The 18406-nt window shown below is 58.6% G+C and carries 19 protein-coding genes; 14 read left to right on the top strand and 5 right to left on the bottom strand.

The window, feature by feature from the left end:
- The first annotated feature begins 13 nt into the window (after window positions 1-13).
- The 13 genes from VGL38_02775 (at window position 14) to VGL38_02715 (ending at window position 10767) form a co-directional block, all read left to right on the top strand.
- A complete protein-coding gene (locus VGL38_02775) occupies window positions 14-1012 on the top strand; it encodes a hypothetical protein (protein ID HEY3294339.1) in 999 nt (332 codons plus the stop codon).
- Between the two features lie 10 nt (window positions 1013-1022).
- Complete coding sequence (locus VGL38_02770) at window positions 1023-1685, top strand: hypothetical protein (protein HEY3294338.1); 663 nt, start codon at window positions 1023-1025, stop codon at window positions 1683-1685.
- 6 nt (window positions 1686-1691) lie between these two features.
- Window positions 1692-2576, top strand: a complete 885-nt coding sequence (locus tag VGL38_02765; GenBank protein ID HEY3294337.1) for an SDR family oxidoreductase — start codon at window positions 1692-1694, stop codon at window positions 2574-2576.
- Between the two features lie 4 nt (window positions 2577-2580).
- The gene (locus tag VGL38_02760) at window positions 2581-3000 is read left to right on the top strand and encodes a PPC domain-containing DNA-binding protein (protein ID HEY3294336.1); all 420 of its coding nucleotides are present in this window, start codon (window positions 2581-2583) and stop codon (window positions 2998-3000) included.
- Between the two features lie 17 nt (window positions 3001-3017).
- A complete protein-coding gene (locus VGL38_02755) occupies window positions 3018-3680 on the top strand; it encodes a deoxynucleoside kinase (GenBank protein ID HEY3294335.1) in 663 nt (220 codons plus the stop codon).
- Window positions 3667-4344, top strand: a complete 678-nt coding sequence (locus VGL38_02750) for a hypothetical protein (protein HEY3294334.1) — start codon at window positions 3667-3669, stop codon at window positions 4342-4344. Before VGL38_02755 ends, VGL38_02750 begins: the two co-directional genes overlap by 14 nt.
- Before the next feature lies 1 nt (window position 4345).
- A complete protein-coding gene (locus VGL38_02745; GenBank protein HEY3294333.1) occupies window positions 4346-4948 on the top strand; it encodes a Maf family protein in 603 nt (200 codons plus the stop codon).
- Window positions 4905-5774, top strand: a complete 870-nt coding sequence (locus tag VGL38_02740) for a helix-turn-helix domain-containing protein (GenBank protein ID HEY3294332.1) — start codon at window positions 4905-4907, stop codon at window positions 5772-5774. Before VGL38_02745 ends, VGL38_02740 begins: the two co-directional genes overlap by 44 nt.
- Before the next feature lie 87 nt (window positions 5775-5861).
- Window positions 5862-7064, top strand: coding sequence for a poly-gamma-glutamate synthase PgsB (pgsB, locus tag VGL38_02735; protein HEY3294331.1), 1203 nt, complete (start codon window positions 5862-5864; stop codon window positions 7062-7064).
- Between the two features lie 65 nt (window positions 7065-7129).
- On the top strand, window positions 7130-7585 hold the full coding sequence (gene pgsC / locus VGL38_02730; GenBank protein ID HEY3294330.1) for a poly-gamma-glutamate biosynthesis protein PgsC: 456 nt from the start codon (window positions 7130-7132) through the stop codon (window positions 7583-7585).
- The gene (gene pgsW / locus VGL38_02725; GenBank protein HEY3294329.1) at window positions 7575-8714 is read left to right on the top strand and encodes a poly-gamma-glutamate system protein; all 1140 of its coding nucleotides are present in this window, start codon (window positions 7575-7577) and stop codon (window positions 8712-8714) included. The genes pgsC and pgsW overlap by 11 nt, the downstream gene beginning before the upstream one ends.
- 18 nt (window positions 8715-8732) lie before the next feature.
- Window positions 8733-9647: a hypothetical protein gene (locus tag VGL38_02720; GenBank protein ID HEY3294328.1), complete on the top strand. Its 915-nt coding sequence runs from the start codon at window positions 8733-8735 to the stop codon at window positions 9645-9647.
- Window position 9648: 1 nt separating this feature from the next.
- Window positions 9649-10767 (top strand): hypothetical protein, encoded by a 1119-nt coding sequence (locus VGL38_02715; protein ID HEY3294327.1) that lies wholly within the window; start codon window positions 9649-9651, stop codon window positions 10765-10767.
- 112 nt (window positions 10768-10879) lie between these two features.
- Here VGL38_02715 and VGL38_02710 read toward each other — a convergent pair whose 3' ends face one another.
- Genes VGL38_02710 through VGL38_02690 form a run of 5 tightly spaced genes read right to left on the bottom strand, consistent with a single transcriptional unit; the run spans window position 10880 to window position 15946 of the window.
- Entirely contained in the window at window positions 10880-11986 is a 1107-nt protein-coding gene (locus tag VGL38_02710; GenBank protein HEY3294326.1) for a glycosyltransferase, read from the bottom strand.
- Window positions 11983-12630, bottom strand: coding sequence for a polysaccharide deacetylase family protein (locus VGL38_02705; protein HEY3294325.1), 648 nt, complete (start codon window positions 12628-12630; stop codon window positions 11983-11985). Before VGL38_02705 ends, VGL38_02710 begins: the two co-directional genes overlap by 4 nt.
- A 9-nt stretch (window positions 12631-12639) precedes the next feature.
- Window positions 12640-13866 carry a glycosyltransferase gene (locus VGL38_02700; protein ID HEY3294324.1) on the bottom strand — a complete coding sequence of 409 codons (1227 nt, stop codon included), beginning with the start codon at window positions 13864-13866 and terminating at the stop codon, window positions 12640-12642.
- Window positions 13863-14963, bottom strand: a complete 1101-nt coding sequence (locus VGL38_02695; protein ID HEY3294323.1) for a lysylphosphatidylglycerol synthase transmembrane domain-containing protein — start codon at window positions 14961-14963, stop codon at window positions 13863-13865. Before VGL38_02695 ends, VGL38_02700 begins: the two co-directional genes overlap by 4 nt.
- On the bottom strand, window positions 14909-15946 hold the full coding sequence (locus VGL38_02690) for a glycosyltransferase (protein HEY3294322.1): 1038 nt from the start codon (window positions 15944-15946) through the stop codon (window positions 14909-14911). Before VGL38_02690 ends, VGL38_02695 begins: the two co-directional genes overlap by 55 nt.
- 399 nt (window positions 15947-16345) lie before the next feature.
- Between VGL38_02690 and ligA the strand changes: the two genes are divergently transcribed.
- On the top strand, window positions 16346-18352 hold the full coding sequence (ligA, locus tag VGL38_02685; GenBank protein HEY3294321.1) for an NAD-dependent DNA ligase LigA: 2007 nt from the start codon (window positions 16346-16348) through the stop codon (window positions 18350-18352).
- Window positions 18353-18406 lie beyond the last annotated feature (54 nt).

Here is an 18406-nt window from a genome sequence, read left to right as displayed (position 1 = left end):
CGGAGAAACTCCCATGTCGAGCAAATACGCGTTCGGCTGGCTGATCGTGCTCGCACTGTGTGTCGCATTGTTCCCACGCGTGGCCTCGTGCGCCGAGTGGAACGTGTCACCTTTCCGCGCACAACTGGCAAGCGCCGATCCTGCCGGCCAAACTGAAGCTCAGGCGGTTACGGACAGCAGCACCTCCGTGATGTCCAATCCTCTCAAGAAAAACATCGGCAAGGCCGCTCTGTTCTCGCTGATCATCCCCGGTAGCGGTGAGTTGTACAGCGGGCAGTGGTGGCGTGCCATTCCGTTCTTCGCGCTGGAAGTGGGAAGTTGGGCGGTGTTCGCCACGTACCACGGCAAAGGCAACAAGAAGACGGATGAGTTCCAGGCCTATGCCGGCTGGCGCGATACCCCGAACAATTTCGACACCCGTGCGTATCTGTATGCCGAATACCTGATCGCATCCGACTCCATCAAGAACGGTGGCCGTCCGACCTATCACGGCAATTTCGAGGATTACGGCAGCCTGCCGTGGGATGAGCGTTACCAGTCTCTGCCGGCCCCGTTCACCCATGATGTGAACACGACGGATCAGCAGCAGTTCTACGAAATGATCGGCAAGTATTTTCTCCAGTTCGGCTGGGGTTGGAAAGACACGTACAACAGTGGCATCGGCTGGACCGATGCCGGACGCGCCAACTGGGCGGACCCGGCGGCTGGGCAGACGCCGGATAACACCGCTACCATCGCCTTTGACGGCGGATCGGCGATGTTCTTCCATTATCGCGATATGCGCGGTCTGGCGAACTCGTATTACAACAAGGGCAATACGGCGATGGAAATCGTGCTGGCCAACCATATTCTCTCCGCGCTCGATGCCGCCTTCGCCGTGCGTTCGGCCAACAAGCGCCTCGAGAAGAATTCGGGAACGTCGAACATGGGGCAGCTTCACTTCCACTACGATGCCAAGCAGGTCAATGGCAGCCTCGCACGTTATGTCACGGTTACCGTACCTCTGAACTAAACAGGCCGCCATGCGTTTATCCTCAGCATCTTCCCGCCTGATCGCCGTTTCGCTGGTGCTCTCGCTTTCGCTTTCGGCCTTCGCCGCAGAGAAGCCGCAGAGTTCCAACAAGGCAGCCTTCCTCAAATCCTTTGTGATTCCGGGATGGGGGCAGTACAGTCTTGGGCGGAAGAATGCCGCGCTTACCTTCTTCGGCGCCGAGCTGATGCTCGTCGGCGGAATGTTCACCCTCAATGCCTATGGCCGTTCCACCCGCGCCGACTATCAGGCGCTGGCGGCGGCTTACGCCGGCGTGAAGGGCAGCCACAGTCACGATTTCTACGTGGATGTGGGCAACTGGACCAATACCGATCAGTTCAACCAGCGCCGCCTGCAGCAGCGGCAGTTCGATGCCCTTTACACCGATCCGGCGGACCAATGGGCGTGGGACTCCGATGCGCATCGCTCGCTTATGGAGACGAATCGCATCCGCTCGGACCGTGCGTTCAACAGTGTGCTCTACCTGGTGGGTGGTCTCGTGCTCAATCACATCGCGTCCGCCATTCATGCCGGGCGCATGGCCGCCCTCGACCGGGAGCAGTCCGCGACGCCGAAGACAACCAGTTGGAACGTGGACGTTCAAACCGTGGCTCCATCGAAGGGACTCGCGGTCCGGTTTACACACGATTTCTGATCTGCCGTGCGCATTCTGATTACTGGAGCGTCGGGCTTCGTCGGCTCGCACCTTGGAAAGCACCTGTCCGCAGAGCATGACGTGCTTGGGGTCGTTTTCCGTACACAACGCCGGTTGCCCTTCCGCTATGACAGCGCTGACCTGACCGCCCCCAAGGCGGTCGCGGCGCTCCTGCAAACGTTCAAACCGCAGGTGATTATTCACGCGGCGGCCATGTCCCGTGTGCTGGAGTGCGAGCAAAATCCGGCGGAAGCGCAGAACGTCAATGTCACGGCCACCGCCACACTGCTGCACTGGGCCGAACGTCTGCATTCCAAGTTTATCTTCCTCTCCAGCGATCAGGTCTTTTCGGGCAATCGCGGCGGATACCGCGAGAGTCATGATCCCGATCCGGTCAACATCTATGGCCGCACCAAGCTTGAAGCGGAGCGCCTGGTACTCACCTCCACAGTGCCCAATCTTGTGGTCCGCAGCAATTCGGTTGTAGGACCGTCACTGGGCTGGGGCGAGAGCTTCACCGACATGATACTCCGCAAACTGCGCGCGGGCGACGCTGTCACGCTGTTTGCCGACCAGTACCGCTCCCCCATCCACATTCGCATGATGGTGCGACTGCTCGAAGCGGCGTGTGTGCTGGAATTCTCCGGCCTGCTCCATGCGGGCGGGCCGCAGCGCATCAACCGTCTCGACACCGGATACGCCGTGGCGCGCGCCTACGGCCTGTCGCCCGATCCCATCGAAGCGGCTCCTTTCGCGTCGCACCCGCATGCGGAAATTATGACTGCCGACAACAGCTATGACATCTCGCGTCTGAAACAGTGGATGCCGTTTCTCGATATCCGGTCGCTGGATGAAGAACTTGCCGAAGATGCCACCCAGCCTAACAGGTGACAGAATGAAAATTGCTGATGACAAAGATCGGGTGCTGGTTCGCTTTGAAGTGGGGGAGAAGCTCCCCGGTGCCTTGATCGAGCTGGCGCGGCAGCGCAAGTGGGGTTCCGCCGTAATCATGGGTCTTGGCGCCGTGAAGGATGTGACTCTTGCCTACTATGATCTGCCCCATCACACGTACATCAATCACCCGATCGACGGTATCGTCGAACTGGTGAGCCTTGTGGGCAATCTCGCGCACTTTAACGGCGCGCCCGTGTGGCATATTCACTGCACCGTGGCCGATGAGCATGCCCAGGTCAAAGGCGGCCATCTCGTCAGCCTTGAAGTCGCCGTGACGGTCGAATGTTGGATCCGCGGAAGCGACCAGCAGATCAACCGCCGCCTCGATGAGTTTTCCAATCTGAATCTACTCGATCTGTAAACCGGTCCGGGAAAGCCATGTCCGAGTTCTCCCAGCGCAAGTATTTCGTCGCTATTGCCGGCAATATCGGTGTGGGCAAAACCACGCTGACGCATGCGCTCGCTTCGCAACTGGGCTGGAGTTGCTATCTCGAGCCGGTCATCGACAATCCGTATCTCGATGACTTCTACGCCGACATGTCGCGCTGGGCGTTTCATCTTCAGGTCTATTTCCTGAGCAAACGCTTTGTCAGCCAGCGGGAAATCGAGACGGCGCAGGTCTCCTGCGTGCAGGACCGCACCATTTATGAAGACGTCGAGATCTTCGCCCGCACCTTGCACAACCGCGGCCATCTGGTGGGACGTGACTGGGACAATTACCGCGACCTGTTCTACAACATGGCCAACTATCTTCGCGCGCCCGATCTCATCATCTATTTGCGCTGCGACGTAGACACGCTCATTCGCCGTATCAATAACCGTGGCCGTCCGTCGGAGAAGTCTATCAGCCGCGACTATTTGGTCGAGTTGAATAATGCCTATGATGAATGGGCGCAGCGCGGCTCGCAGGAGTTCCGCATGGCCGTTCTCGATACGGGGCACTCGCAGGAACTCGACGCCGGGCAGGTGCTGAAACAATGTCTTGAATTATTGCGAGTCAAATTGCAACTGGAAATGCCGCTCAACCATGACTCTTTATAGCATTCTGGATTCCATTCCCAATCCGTGGAATTGGCGCTTTCTCGCGATTGCTGTCGCGGTGTCCGTGCTCGCAGTCATTGCCGCCTGCGTACGCGCCGCCGCGGACAGCACCGTCGCCGGTGTGGTCGTCCTCGTCCTTAGTGCGGCTACGGTCATCGGCGGGCAAAAGTTCGCCGGTCCCGCGTTGCATTCGCTCGCCGCGAGCCGCTTTGTCCGTCTCTGCGTTGCCCCTTTGCTTCTGGGGTTGCCGCCGCTGGTGGCCGCCATCCTTATGGGACGGCCCGGCGCGGGCGGTTATCCGGCCGTGCTCGCCGTGCTGCTGGGGCTTGTGGTTCTGACCACCCGTGACATCGAGCACCGCGCTATGGCCGAAAGCGGCGGCCGCGAAGACTTTCCGGTCCACACCGTTTATCACCGCACACTCGCCTGGGTATCCACGGTCTTCTTCTTCTTCGGCGTAACGACTCTCTGGCCGTGGCTGGGACAGATTTACGACGGCGGATACTTCTGGATTCTGGTGCTTGGCGTGCTGATGCCCGTCCTCTATCTGTGGGGACGACTTCGGCAGCCGCGCGGGCAGAATTCCCTCGAAGCGCTGATTCGCTTCAACCGTACGCTGCCCTACCTTGGAATCATCCTGCTGATTGCCATCCTGATTGGCTAAAGTGATTCCGGCCCGCCTGACCTTAGTCTCGGCATCACCCCGCCGCCGTGAACTGCTTGCCCGGCTGGGCCTGCCGTTCGACGTTTGCCCTTCGGATGCGCCGGAACTCGATACCGCCGACGATGGCCGGACGCTGGCTGTGCTCAATGCCGAGCTGAAAGTCCGGCAATCACCGCTCGTGAACGACCCCGCGCGCGTTTTGCTCGGGGCCGATACTCTCATCGAGTTGGATGGCCGGTTCCTCGGCAAGCCCGATGGCCTGGAGTCCGCCCGCGGCATGCTTGCCGTGTTAGCGGGCAGGACTCATGATGTCATCACCGGCGTATGTCTTTCCGGCCCTGCGGTCTCTTCTGATTCACCCTTCATTTTCGTTTCATCCGCTGCCGTCTCCCATGTAACCTTCCGCGCTCTCAGCTTTGTCGACATCCAGGCTTATTTGGATGGCGGCGAATGGGAAGGGAAGGCGGGTGCCTACGCCATTCAGGGGGAAGGACAATCCCTTGTCTCCCGTCTCGAAGGCGATTTCGATAACGTCGTCGGCCTTCCGACATCCTTGATTCATGACCTCCTCAGCACGCATTACAGCCATTGCCGTTTTCTGTAAGGAGCTGCGGCAAGCCCGGGAATACCAGCGGATCACCCTTCGCGAGGTAGCTGCGGTGACGCGCCTCGGACTTGACTTCCTTGAGGCCATTGAAGAAGGCCGCTGGAACGACATTCCCCGCGCCTACATTCGTGGCTACTTAAACCTTTATGCCCAGGCCGTCGGCATGAACACCGACAAGGTGCTGAAGAGCTTTGACCGCTTGATGATGCCGGAGACCGAATCGGATGCGGCCATTCTCGACGAAGCCCCGCCACTGCTCCGCCAGCCGCAGGCCGTGGACATCACCCGCGCCAAGATCCGCACCACGTGGTTCGCTGTCCTCAGCCGCAACCGCAAAATGCTCTATCTCATGAGTTTCTTTGCTGTTGCCGGACTGCTCGGATTACTCTACCTGACCCGCCGAATCGAAGACCGCCGCGCCGTGCCGATGCTGCCCTTTGGCGAGGCAATGGCTGAGAGCCGGACGCGCGTCACGAGCCCTTTCACAATACTCCCCCTTGATGACGTGCCGCCGGGTGCAAAAACTGCAGATAACTGGATTCAATGGGTCGGAAATTCCAGAGGCTGGCTCGTCGTTGATCGGGACAAAGACATGCCGCACCACTGGCATTTTGACGCGTATGATACTATAAAAATACAATACGTTAATACTTTGTCCGCAATTATCTATCCTGCCGCAAGCGCTTTCGCCTTTCGCGATACAATTAAGGTTCCGGTTAGCAGGGTGACCCCCGGCGACACCGCGGTTTATATCATCAAGCCCGGAGCGCCTAACCGTCCCGATTCCACGAAGAATCTTGCGGATAGCCTTGTGAAAGGTTGATTGTAAGCTAATTTGTCAGTATATTGAATCGCTTTCTCCCAAGCGTAGCGCGGGACACTGCCGTTTCGAGCTAAGATTTGCTTCCCCATGATTTTTTTGATTTTGTTTGCTCTCGCCCTCACCGCGCTCGCGGTCGTCGAGTTCTACGCCCACCAGCGGCGTGCCCTTTCCATCCCCATTCGCATCCATGTGAATGGCACTCGTGGCAAGTCTTCCGTTACCCGCCTGATTGCCGCCGGACTTCGCGCCGGCGGAATTCCCACTATGGCCAAAACGACAGGCACTCTGCCCCGCATTATTGATATGCAGGGGTTGGAGATTGCTATCAACCGGCCAGGCGCTTCCAATGTTATCGAACAGGTCAAGGTGTTCCGGTACTTCTTTGAACGCCGCCCCAAGGCAATCGTTATCGAGTGCATGGCGGTCAATCCGGAGTACCAGTGGCTCTGCGAGAATAAGTTCGTACATGCGACGGTAGGTGTCATTACCAACTGCCGCATGGACCACATTCTCGAAATGGGCCCCACGATCGAGAATATCACTCGTTCGCTGTGCAATACTCTGCCCGAAAACGGCATCGCGTTCACCAGCGAGGACAAGATGTTCTGGCTGATGAAACAGCAGGCCCGCAAAGCGAACTGCAAGCTGTTTCTCGCCGACGGAAACAGCGTCTCCTACGCGGACCTGAGCCGCTTCGACCACATTGAGCATGCCGACAACGTGGCTCTTGCGCTCGCCGTGTGCGGGCATTACGGCGTTCCGCGGGATGTCGCGCTTCGGGGGATGGTGAGCACGCACCCTGATGTCGGCGCGCTCCGGATCTATGAATGCAGCGAGGGCGCCAAGACCGTCCAGTTCGTGCATGCGCTCGCGGCGAACGATCCCGATTCCACGCTGGCCATCTGGCAGAAGATGAAGTCACTGACCGCCGATCTGGGTACGGTCTTCGTCATTCTCAATACCCGCGCCGACCGTTACGATCGCACACAGCAGCTTCTCGAGATGCTTCAACAGGGGATGCCGAACGATTTCCATTACCTGTTCCTCACCGGCGAGAGTATCGAACGTGTTTACGGCAGCCTGCCCCGCTACGGTATCGCGCAGAGCAAAGCTCTGAAACTGGGGATTGTTTCTCCGGAGCATACCTACGCCGAGGTCTTTAAACGCGTAGACTCCATCGGAACGGTGTTTGCCATCGGGAATGTCGGCCAGGGTGGGCTGGAAATCGCCCAGTATTTTGCTTCCAAGAAAAAGATGCGTCGAATGACTTCGGCGGAACAGCAGGGTTGAATCAGGAGATAATCGAAGTCCATGCACGTTGACCGTAATTCGTGTGCCGGCGGGAGCAGCGCCGTATGATCGAGCTGACCGTCGGTCTGGGTGTTCTGATCAGTCTCGTGTTCCATGAGGTGTTTGGCGCCGCGGCGGGCGGTATCGTCGTGCCCGGCTATATTGCCATGCACCTGGACCAACCGCTGAGACTGGTCGGCACGATTCTCGTTGCCTTCATCGCCTATCTGGCGATCCGCATCATTTCCCGGTTCGTGTTTGTCTACGGACGCCGCCGCCTCGTGATGGCGATTCTGTTCGGCTTCATCTTCGGCTACCTCAGCCGGCAGATGATCTCGTACGAGATCCTCTCCGCGGACATCCGTCTTCAGGCGGTCGGTTTCATTATTCCCGGGCTTATTGCCAACTGGTTCGAGCGTCAGGGTGTAATCAAAACGATTGCCACCATGATGATCGCCGCCTCTCTCGTGCGCATTCTTGTGATCTTGTTCACCGGCGGGGAGATCTTCCATGCAATTTAGGCCTTCTCTCCGCTCCGTCTGGACCCTCGTCACCCTCGCCGTCGTCTGCTACGGCCTCTATCTCTGGTGCGAGAACAGCCACGTCAAGCGCAAGACCCCTTTCTACGAAGAGAAGATCGCCGCTGCCAATCTGATGGATCGCGCTCTGCGTGCTTATCAAGGCGCCACCTCCGAGAAGGGCGTGTTCGGTGAGAACTACAAAGATCCGCGCCTCGATGCGGTCATCGGCCAGCAGTTCTCGCTGATCACCACCGATATTGGTGCGTTTGAGACCGAAGTCGTCGGCGCCAATCCCAATTTTGCGGCAGTAGTCGTAGATCTTCTGGGCAAGGCCGGTGTGGAACGCGGGGACTATGTGGCCGTCGGCTTTACCGGATCCCATCCCGGCGTCAACACCGCCGTGTTGTGCGCCTGCGAGGCTCTCGGTGCGACGCCCGTCACCATTTCCGCCGTAGGCTCCTCCTGGTGGGGTGCCAACGATCCCGACTTTACGTGGGTCGACATGGAGACCCTGCTGAACCGGGAAGGCATCGTGCATTCCCTGCCGATTGCGGGATCGTTCGGTGGCATCAATGACATCGGCGTCGGCCTCTCGCAAGTGGGGCAGGAACTCATGAAGGAAGCCATTCAACGGAATAACCTCGCCCTGATTCACGAAGAGTCCGTGTCTGCTTCCGTACAGAAGCGCTATCAGCGTTATACGGATGCTGCCAAGGGCCGCAAGTTCAAAGCGTACGTGGACGTGGGCAGCGGCATCGCCAGCCTCGGCCACGACGAAAACGCCAAGCTGATTCGTAACGGCTTCAATCACCGCCTGCCGCTTCAAAACTACCCCGCTCGCGGCGTCGTGCATCTCTTCAATGCTGATGGCGTGCCGGTCATCAACATTGCCGACATTCTCGCTCTCAGCCGCGATTACGGTCTCGGCGGGGCTCATGTGCCGCTGCCTGCGATCGGCAACGGCCTGGTGTTCATGGATGATCGCTATGACCTGCGGGTGGCGGGCATTTCCGCCTTTCTTGCGATCCTCGTAATCGTTGTGCTGGTTAAGCTCGACTCACGATTGTTCAAACTCGCGGACAATGGTGTGGATCCTGACACGCTGAGTACAGAAGTCATTCATCACTAGGGGTTGTTAGGTACGAAAATGGTCAAGCGAATTTTCTTTGTGCTGTTCGCACTGCTGATTACAGCGGCATCCCCGGCCATGGCCCAGGGGGTCTCCGCCGGGTATCGCTTTGTTGCCCCAACCACGTTTGACCGCAAAGTGGAACTGCTGATTTCCGGCAAACGACGCGAATATTACGCGCTGGAGCAGGGCAAGCAGCTTCAGATTACGGTCCAGGGTCCTTCGCGTTTGCGCATCGTCTCCCGCGTCCTGCTCGATTCTCCGAAAGACACGGCCGACTACGGCTACGTCATCCAGAGAAAGAACGGCAAAACGTTTACGATCGTTCACACCGCCGGCTTGTCCGATAAGGCGCTCATGGCCGGTGAAGGCGCGAAAGTCGTCGGCGAAAGCCGCTCGAAAGTTATGGATGTCCCGCAAGGCGACCAGACCTTTGTCTTCACTCTTCCCAAGAATACGAAGCGGTCGGTAATCTTCCGCTTTGCCGTCGAGACCAACGAGTTTACCGCGGGCGCGCCCGTGGTGGCCATGACGCCTGCCGATTTCACCAAGGAAGTGGACCTCACGTCCGGCGAGAAGACGGTGCCCTACTACCGGGTCGGCACGGGATTCAATGTCGCACTCAAGATTATCGGCCCCGCGACCATCAAAGTGCTCTCCCGCATCGAATTCGATCAGAGCATGAACGGCAAGCAGAAGTGGAAAGTCCAGGTCGCCGAGGACGGCAAGGTAAAAGCAGTCTATCCGCTCAGTGCCGGACGCAGCGACACCATTGCCTACCACGAAACGTCCTCGCTGGTGGCCAGTTGGGCGGAAACGTTCTTTATCGAAGTCCCGCAGGGCGAACATCGCTATGAGTTCACGCTGCCCGACAATCATCGCACCGCTCTGCTTCGCTTTCTGCTTCCCAAGAATCAGCTCGTAAGGGAGTAACGTGCGCGGTTCATCTCTCCGGTGGTTGACGCTCGCTCTTGGTCTGGTGCTGCTCGCGGCCCCGGCGCATGCGCGCAAAAAGAAGCACGTATCGCTTCCCACATGGGACTGGAGCCTCAGCCTCTCCGAAGGGGCGGTCTATAACGACAACGTGCTCGGATTCTCCGGACGCGACCGTGATGCCTACTCTCTGAGCCCCTCCACGTTTCCCACGCCGCTCAATTCGGTGGACGATATGCAGAACGAGTTCCAGATCCGGCCCGGCATTCGCTGGCGCGCGCCTCTGAAACTCATGGTCTCCGGCGAGTACCGCTTCAAAACGGTCAATCGCGCTGAGAACTCCTTCTCCGATTATCAGACCCACTGGCTCGGTCTGTCCGTGCGCCCGCGCGTTGCGGCCTACAAGTGGTCGGCGTCCTTCCGCACCTTCGTGATTCCGTCCTACTATCTCCGTGTCTACAAAGACCGCGATTGGGGCACATGGGAGCCCGCGCGCTTCCGCAATTGGGATTATGAGGGTGCCTTCAGGTACCGCTTCTATCAGCCGCTGTGGCTCGAAGCCAAAGCGGCATACGGCACCTATTATTATGGCCGCAAGTTCACGGAGTACGATAGCGACTACCGCGAATTCTCCCTCGGTGCCGCCTACGAATCTCCGTGGTTCGTAACGCTCAATGCCGGCTTCACGCGCCGCCTGTCCACCAACGTCGGCAAGGACCAGGCCGGCCCCGTGTACAACGCGCCGGAAGATCCCAGCCTGATCGGTGATTCCGAATACGGCGATGCCGATTTTCGCGAGAACGAGGTTAACGCGTCCGTCTCCAGCGTCGTGCCGTGGATTAAGCTGCGCCGGGTGGAAGCCGGGCTGAGCTACAAGTTCCGCCGCCGCGCCTACATTAGCAGCCGGCCGTTGCTGCTCGACCCCATCCACCGTGGCCGCCTCGACAAGCGCTGGGAAATCAGCCCGACGCTCAACGTGAACATCATCCGGTCCCTCGACGCCGCCGTCTATTTCACCTATGAACAGCGCCGTGTGGATTCGCCCGATCCCCGGGTGCCTTTGGTCAAGGACTTCACTCGCCACGAATATGGCTTGGCATTGACCTACATGCTCAAGTGACCCGAACCCGATCCTAAAGAATGCAAAAGCGGCGAGCCTCACGGTTCGCCGCTTTCTTATTGTCCAACATGATCGAGGAGGGGCGGATCTTAGATCCGCCCGTATCATCAAATTAGAATGTCCGGCCCTTCCATGGCACCCGGCGCGATGCCGCCAGAAAGTACATAATTCCCAGGCCGTACATGCAGGCGAAGATCGGATACATCGGTACCAGAATCATCAGCCGCTTCAGACGATACTGCCGCAGCATTTTGCCAAGCACCATGCCGTCTCCCAGCATGAGAAAGGTGAATGGCAGCAGGAATTCCCATCCCAGATAGAACGGCCACAGCGGCATCGTGACATGCGTAATGGTTCCGAAGATAATCACCGCTTTCCCCTGCCAGTTCGTATAGCGGAACCCCTTCATCCAGCGCCGGCGCTGCCGTGCCAGTTCGGCAATGGACTGCAAAGGACGCGTGAAAATCCTGACCTCAGGATTCGCCGGAAAAACCACCTGCCACTTGCCGGACTGCTTAATGGCCATCAGCAGCGCAATGTCGTCGATGTCCGTGTATTCCAGACCGCGAAAAGTCCCGATGCCGTGATACGCTTCGCGCCGCACCGTATAGTTGTTGCCGATCAGCGCCTGCGGATGGCCCTTTCCCGACAGACCCGCGCTCGCACCCAGCAGGAACATCCAATCCAGCGTCTCAAACCACGTGAGGGGATACTTGGCCTGCATCTCCGGGTGCGGCAGCGTTGTTCCGCACACCATACCGACATTCGGCGCAAAGAAAGACACCATCGCCTTCACCCAACCTGAAGGCACGATGCAATCTGCGTCCGTCATCAGCACGATCTCGCCCGTGGCACGGTCAAGCCCTTGCGCCAGTGGCCGGGTCTTCAGAATCAGTTTGTCGCCGGGCACCGTCACTACGTCGATAACTTCATAGCGGCAGGCAAAACGATTCTTATAGGACAGCGCGATCTCCCGCGTCCGGTCCTCGGAGTCATCGTTGACCACGATCACTTCCATCTTCTCCGCGGGGTAGTCGGCGGTCAGCAGCGAATCCAGCAGGCAATGCAGTTGTGCTTCTTCGTTGCGCACCGGCACCACAACACTGACCATCGGGAAATCATTCCGGGTCTGATAGTGACCATGTATTCCGCGCGACAGATAGGCGGCGATCAGAAGATATACGAAGCAGGTGCCAAGAAGAATGAGCAGTAGCGTCACGTGTTGTTACCAGAGATGAAAGTAGATGGTAATAACGGAACGAAAGTCCAGCCACGTTTTCCCACTTCATCGGCGAGGCGGGGAAGGAGGCGCACGACGCGCGCGGTCGTCGGATGCCCGTCATGCAGCACGATGATCGCGCCCTCGTGCAACTGCGGTTGTAACCGCTGCCAGAGTTGCTCGTCCGTCTGCTCCGTCCAATCCGAAGCAATGACGGACCACAGCACGCCGGCATAGCCGAGGCGTTCAAGGACACCTTGCGTCCAGTTATTGTATTGCCCGAAACAGGGCCGGAAAAAGGAACACCGCTCGCCGGTGCCGGCGGTCAGGATCGCGTCGGCGGCCCTCAGACTCTCTTCCTGATAGGTCCCCGGCCGCCAGAGAAAACTCTTGTGCTGGAAGGAGTGATTCGCCACCGCATGCCCCGCCGCGCGGGTTTCCTCCACCAGTGATGGCGCGGCGGCGGCGCGTTCTCCCACCAGAAAATGCGTGCTGACAATGCCGAGTCGCGCCAGCTCGGCAAGGAGAGACGGAGTGGTCTGCGCATCCGGCCCATCGTCAAAGGTCAGAGCGACAGCGCCGCTGTGTGGCGGCAGTCGCCACAGCCAGCGGCGGAAGATCTTCTCACGTAATCTGACAGCCATGAAAGTATGTCAACTGACCGTTTCGGCCTCGTTGCGCGAACGAACCATTCGGCGCATGCGGACAATCCCGCGCTTGACCCCGAACGGCAGCGTCGTCGTATGATAGGAATTGCCTTTCCAGCGGTAAGGCACCAGCAAACCTCCGACGCCGAACACCGGAGTCAATACCGTGTGCAAGGCGACAAACGGCAGAAAATAGCGTAGCAACTCCCGCTCGCCAAAGATCCGGCAGCCCGCACGAATCGTAAAATAGTCCCATGCTGCTTTCCATGCCGCAATCCCCAAGATGGGCAGCGCGCACCATGGCGCGGCAAGCATTATCAATGGCGCGGCGACCCAAAGCAGGTAATAAGCATACATGCCGAAGAGAAAGACTGACATGCTTTTGCGGTACGCCAACCCTTTGGAGGCCCAGCGGATGCGCTGCGAAAACACGTCGCGAACCGTTCGCACCGGCAGCGACCGCACAATGCTCTCCGGTTCCGTGGCAAACACCACTTTCCACGACGTTAACTTGGAAACCCGCTGCGCAAACAGCACGTCGTCACCCGATACCAGCGTCGCAATGCTTCCGAATCCGGCAATCTGTTCATAGACGCTTCGCCGGTACGCAAGATTGGACCCGTTGCAGCTCGACGGCACACCCGCGCCTGCGGCGCCTGCCGCCAGAAGCTGCTGTGCGAAGAAGTCCAGCCATTGAATCTTCTGCCAGGCCGGAACCGCCGCTTCCGGAAGATCGAACACCGTGAGCCCCGCCACCACGCCGGTATCTTCCGTCATATGCGAGACCATCGTGCTCAGCCACGAGCGATCATAGGTACAATCGGCATCGGTGGTCACGATAATCTCCCCGCGCGATTCGCGAATTCCCAGCGCCAGCGCGTTCTTCTTCGGCGAAACCGGATACGGTACCGTTACCGTCAACACGCGCACGCGGTCGGATGACTGCACAAAGTCCTGTAGAATCGCCGCCGTTCCGTCCGTGCTGCGGTCGTCCACCACAACCACTTCCCACCAGCCCTTATAGTTCTGATGGAGCAGCGACTTCAGCGTGCGCTCCAGCACTCGCGCTTCATTTCGCGCCGGAATGATAATGCTGACTGAAGGCAGATACCCGGTAGTCTGCGACGCGATTCGGCGCAGTTTCACCAGACCCCGCAAAAAACCGGACAGCACCAATCCGTAGATCAGACTGAGCAGCGCAAGCACGGAAACAAAAAGTACCGACAGGCTCATGCGGCATCAACCTTTGGCTTGGACAGCGGCAATCCTCGGAGCGTATTGATAAACGGCAGACCGATCAGACTCGGCACGAACACATTGATCGTAAACAGCACCAGCGAAGCGGCCACGGACACCGAAGGCTCCACACCCAATCCGCGAAAACAATACACGGCAACCCACTCGCCGACGCCGAGGCTCCCCACTGAAATCGGCAGCGCGCCTTTCAGGAAAAATGTCAACAGCGCCGCCAGCATTCCGGCAAACACCGGCACAGGCGCTCCCATCGCGCGCAACAGCAGCACGAACTGCAGCAGGGCGGAGGCCAGCGCTGCCGCCGCCAAGGCCAAATAGAGAATTCCGCGCGCCGGTCCCGCGGGCTTCAGAACGTCAATCGCTCGTTCCATCTTCTCCCGGAACGGCAGCTTGGACGCCAGCCAGTTCAATGGCCGGAACATGCTCCGCGGAAACACTCCCAGCACCAGCAGCAGCAGCCCCGCTACAACCACGATGGCGCGCATCCAGGCATTCGGCATCACATACGGCGGCGCCCAGCCCAGCCACGGCAGCATTACAATCGCCAGCAATCCGAATCCGTTAATCGTGATCGCGCTGTAGCCCCGCTCAATCGCCGATACTCCAATGGCCCGCGAAAGCGAACAATTATGCAGCGCCAGCGCGCGCCCGAATTGCCCTACGCGTCCGGGAGTGACCAACCCCAGCGTGAATCCCACCCAGTACGATTTGTGAATATCCGCGCGGCTGACCCCTTTGCCGGCTTCCCGTGCAAGAATCGCCCAGCGGATGTACTGCAAATACTGCGTCGGAATCCACAGCAGGCACACCCAGAACAGAAGATGCAGATCAAGTGTCTGAACGGCATCCCACACCTGATGCCAACTTACCTGCCAGAACAGAAGCACGAACAACCCCGCGGTCAGCCCGATCCGCAGCACGATCTTCCACGGATTCGTCGGGCCGGAGGTCGGCGTTTGCGCAAGATCCCCGAGATCCTCGGAGGTGCGGGCCGAAGTTTCGCCGTGCGAAATTTCGGTGGTCATACCGCGCCGGTCGTCGGTGCCGTCGTGGTGCGATGGGTGCGGGCTTGCCATGAAAAAGATGGAAACAAAGACAGCACCGCCCGTATCAAAAGATAGACGGGCAGGCAAATCTCAGCCGTCAAAAACTCCAATGTAGAAAGCCGGATCTCATAACAGCGGCAGAAGGCGCGAACCGCAATGCCTTCAATCAGCAAGCGCCCCGTCATTGCCGCCAGCAGAAATCCCAGCAGTTCGGGCACGAATACGGTTGCCGCCAATACGGCGAGCAGTCCCAGAGTGCTCAAAATCGATAAAATGTAAATCAGCCGCCAGTGAAGCGGATAATAGCGCGTTGTGCTCTGATGGCGGATCGTCGCGTTCACCTGCTGGCCCATCGTGGGCCGCCGCAGATGTTCCACCACCGACTCTGCACCCCGCGCATACCCGACCTGCCAGCCATGTCGCGCAATGGCCTGAGCCATCAAATCGTCATCCCCCGAAGCCACCTGCGCATGGGCAATCCCGCCCACCGAATCGAATGCGGCGCGGCGATAGGAGAAATTGCCTCCCGAGGCGGAGGCCGGAGAGCCCCAGCCAATAGCCGAGGCCGATGTGTAACTGATCAAAATGCGTTCGAGCCGCAAAAGCCGATTCACAAACCCTGCCTCCACGGGGGGAAGCACCGGCCCCGTGGCCGCACCCGTCTTCTGCCTGTAACTGCTTACAGCACACGTTGCCCAGCCCGGTTTGACCAGACAGTCTGCATCGGTAAAGAGCAGCAACTCTCCCTTCGCCTGGGCAACCCCAAAGGCAATGGCGTTCTTCTTAGGACCCATACCGGCAGGGCAGGGGGGAGCACTTAGTACCCGCAAACGGCCACCGCTTTCTACCGCCAGACCTTCCGCAAGTGCTCGTGTCCCATCGGTGGAATGGTCATCCACGAAAATCAGTTCCGTGAGCTGCGGATCATAGTCTAACTGTAGCAGGGACCTGAGGCAGCCTCCCACATATCGCTCCTCATTGCGTCCAGCCACAATGATGGATATAGGCGGCATTTTCGCACCGGCTTTGACACTTTGGACAAGCCAGCGAAGCACGCCAAGCGCCCAAAAGAGCGAGACAGCCACAGCCAGAGTTAGAAGGATGATACTTCCAAACCACATAGCCGGGGCTATATCAGAATTTACCAAAAAATTGGGGCTCATGGATCGGTTCAATATACCCAAAGCGTCACTTAATTGCAAGCGGATTTCAAGGAATATCATAATCCTGTGAACAGTTCAGGCCTACTTTCCTGCATCGGGACTCCCCATGTCAAAGAGGCACCGCCTAAACATCCGGGGTTGCTATTTTGTGTATGTTTTAGTAAATTGCGACGCTATAACGTACCTTGGTAAGCTGGGAGTGCGAGGAGGATTCGCACCCTGCTATAGTGATGTTAACCTCAGGTCTTCATGGTGGATCCCCAAAAAGAGATCGAACGGCTGCGCGCCGAGATCGCCCACCACGATCATTTGTACTACGGCAAGGCCGAGCCGGAAATCTCCGACGAGGAATACGACCGTCTGTTCAAACGGCTGAGGGACCTCGAAAGCCGCCATCCCGAGTACATTACGCCCGATAGCCCTACCCAGCGGGTGGGTGAAGCCCCGCACGCTGGCTTCAAGGTCGTCAAGCATCCTTTTCCGCTGATCTCGCTCGACAATTCCTATGACGAAGCGGATATCCGGGAGTTCCACGAACGTGTAGTATCCGGGCTGGAAGGGAAGCAACCGGAGTATGTCTGCGAATTGAAATTTGACGGCGTCGCCGTCCTGCTGACGTACGAAAACGGAACGATTTTGCAGGCCGAAACCCGTGGCGATGGTCTCTTCGGAGATGACATTACGGTCAATATCCGCACCATTCGCCGCCTGCCGCTAAAGATCTATCCCAAGGATCACCAAGCCCCGGATCCTTTGGTCTATATTCGCGGCGAAGTCTACATGAACAAGGCAGACTTCGTCAACCTGAATGAAGAGCGTGTGGCCGAAGGCGGCAAGGCTTTCGCCAATCCCCGCAACTTCACGGCGGGCACCCTGAAGACGCTTGACCCCGCCACCGTGGCTCGCCGCCGCCTGTCCATTGTCTGTTACGGCTACGACACGCTGCGCGCCGATGGAGTCGCTTCGCAAGCTGAAGCCCTGGTAAAGTTGGCGGATTTGGGCTTCCCCGCCAGCCCCCACTGGGCTCTCGCGCATTCCATCGATACCGCCATAGATTTCTGGCGCAAATGGCAGGATGAACGGGATAAACTGCCCTTCGAAATCGACGGGGTAGTGCTCAAGGTCAATTCCTTCGCCGACCAGCGGCGACTCGGACTTACAGCGCGTTCCCCACGCTGGGCCATGGCCTTCAAGTTTTCCGCCCGTCAGGCCCGGACTCGCCTGAATCAGATTCTTCTGCAGATTGGCCGCACCGGAACCATCACCCCGGTGGCTGATCTGGAGCCCGTTCCACTCGGCGGCGTCACTATCCGCCGCGCGACGCTGCACAATTTCGAAGAGATCGAACGCCTCGGTGTGCGCGAAGGCGATACTGTAGTGCTCGAGCGCGGCGGGGATGTCATCCCCAAAGTCGTCGAGGTGGACCTTTCCGAACGCGTCGCCGACTCAAAGTCCTATCACCCGCCGAAGAAATGCCCCTTCTGCGGGGCTAAGCTGGAGAAGGTGGAAGGTGAAGTCGCGCTGCGCTGCCCCAATCCGGATGATCCGGAAGTCATCAAGCGCCAGATCGAGCACTTTGCCTCACGCGATGCCTTGGACATCGAAGGCCTTGGCTCTGAGACCGTGAATCTGTTGGTCAATGAGGGCTTGGTAAAGGACTTTGCTGATCTGTTTGAGCTGACCCTCGAGCAACTCTTGAACCTTGCGCGCTTCGCCGACAAATCCGCGCGCAACCTGCTTCAAGGTATTGAACAGGCCAAGACCAAACCCCTCGACCGCCTCATTTTTGGCTTGGGTATCCGTTTTGTTGGAGAAGGCACCGCCCGCACGTTGGCCGTCCGCCTGGGAAGCCTCGACGGTCTTGCTCAAGCCGGCGAAGAGGAGCTTCAGGCAATTCCTGAGGTCGGCCCGCGGGTTGCCCTTGCCATTTTCGAGTACTTCCGCGAGCCCAAGGTCGAAAAAACGCTGCGCAAGCTCAAAAAAGCAGGCGTCAGGTTCGAACCTGAGACACCCGTCAAGCACGGGGACAAACTCGCCGGACAGACCTTTGTCATCACGGGTTCTCTGGTATCCATGTCCCGCGATCAGGCCGAAGCGGCCATCGTCGCGCTGGGCGGACGACCGACCGGTTCGGTATCCAAAAATACCAACTACGTGGTGGTAGGGGAGAACCCAGGATCCAAATACGACAAGGCTTTGACCTTGCAGATCCCTCTCCTGACTGAAAACGATTTTCTTAAGCTGATCGGAAAGTGACCTCGCGGTTGCGCTCCGCTCTTTTCCCTGTTCAACATCGAGATTACGGAACCC

It is taken from the genome of bacterium, assembly GCA_036504735.1.
In the GTDB taxonomy this organism is placed as follows: Bacteria; Electryoneota; RPQS01; order RPQS01; family RPQS01; genus DASXUQ01.
Note: the sequence above shows the minus strand (reverse complement) of the source record. Positions and strands in the feature narration are given on the sequence as shown.

Bases quoted from the DNA above. Each gene is read 5' to 3' on its own strand.
- VGL38_02775 (HEY3294339.1), top strand. From the start codon at position 14: ATGTCGAGCAAATACGCGTTCGGCTGGCTGATCGTGCTCGCACTGTGT.
- VGL38_02770 (HEY3294338.1), top strand. From the start codon at position 1,023: ATGCGTTTATCCTCAGCATCTTCCCGCCTGATCGCCGTTTCGCTGGTG.
- VGL38_02760 (HEY3294336.1), top strand. From the start codon at position 2,581: ATGAAAATTGCTGATGACAAAGATCGGGTGCTGGTTCGCTTTGAAGTG.
- VGL38_02755 (HEY3294335.1), top strand. From the start codon at position 3,018: ATGTCCGAGTTCTCCCAGCGCAAGTATTTCGTCGCTATTGCCGGCAAT.
- VGL38_02750 (HEY3294334.1), top strand. From the start codon at position 3,667: ATGACTCTTTATAGCATTCTGGATTCCATTCCCAATCCGTGGAATTGG.
- VGL38_02740 (HEY3294332.1), top strand. From the start codon at position 4,905: ATGACCTCCTCAGCACGCATTACAGCCATTGCCGTTTTCTGTAAGGAG.
- pgsB (HEY3294331.1), top strand. From the start codon at position 5,862: ATGATTTTTTTGATTTTGTTTGCTCTCGCCCTCACCGCGCTCGCGGTC.
- pgsC (HEY3294330.1), top strand. From the start codon at position 7,130: ATGATCGAGCTGACCGTCGGTCTGGGTGTTCTGATCAGTCTCGTGTTC.
- pgsW (HEY3294329.1), top strand. From the start codon at position 7,575: ATGCAATTTAGGCCTTCTCTCCGCTCCGTCTGGACCCTCGTCACCCTC.
- VGL38_02720 (HEY3294328.1), top strand. From the start codon at position 8,733: ATGGTCAAGCGAATTTTCTTTGTGCTGTTCGCACTGCTGATTACAGCG.
- VGL38_02705 (HEY3294325.1), bottom strand. From the start codon at position 12,630: ATGGCTGTCAGATTACGTGAGAAGATCTTCCGCCGCTGGCTGTGGCGA.
- VGL38_02700 (HEY3294324.1), bottom strand. From the start codon at position 13,866: ATGAGCCTGTCGGTACTTTTTGTTTCCGTGCTTGCGCTGCTCAGTCTG.
- VGL38_02695 (HEY3294323.1), bottom strand. From the start codon at position 14,963: ATGGCAAGCCCGCACCCATCGCACCACGACGGCACCGACGACCGGCGC.
- VGL38_02690 (HEY3294322.1), bottom strand. From the start codon at position 15,946: ATGCCGCCTATATCCATCATTGTGGCTGGACGCAATGAGGAGCGATAT.
- ligA (HEY3294321.1), top strand. From the start codon at position 16,346: ATGGTGGATCCCCAAAAAGAGATCGAACGGCTGCGCGCCGAGATCGCC.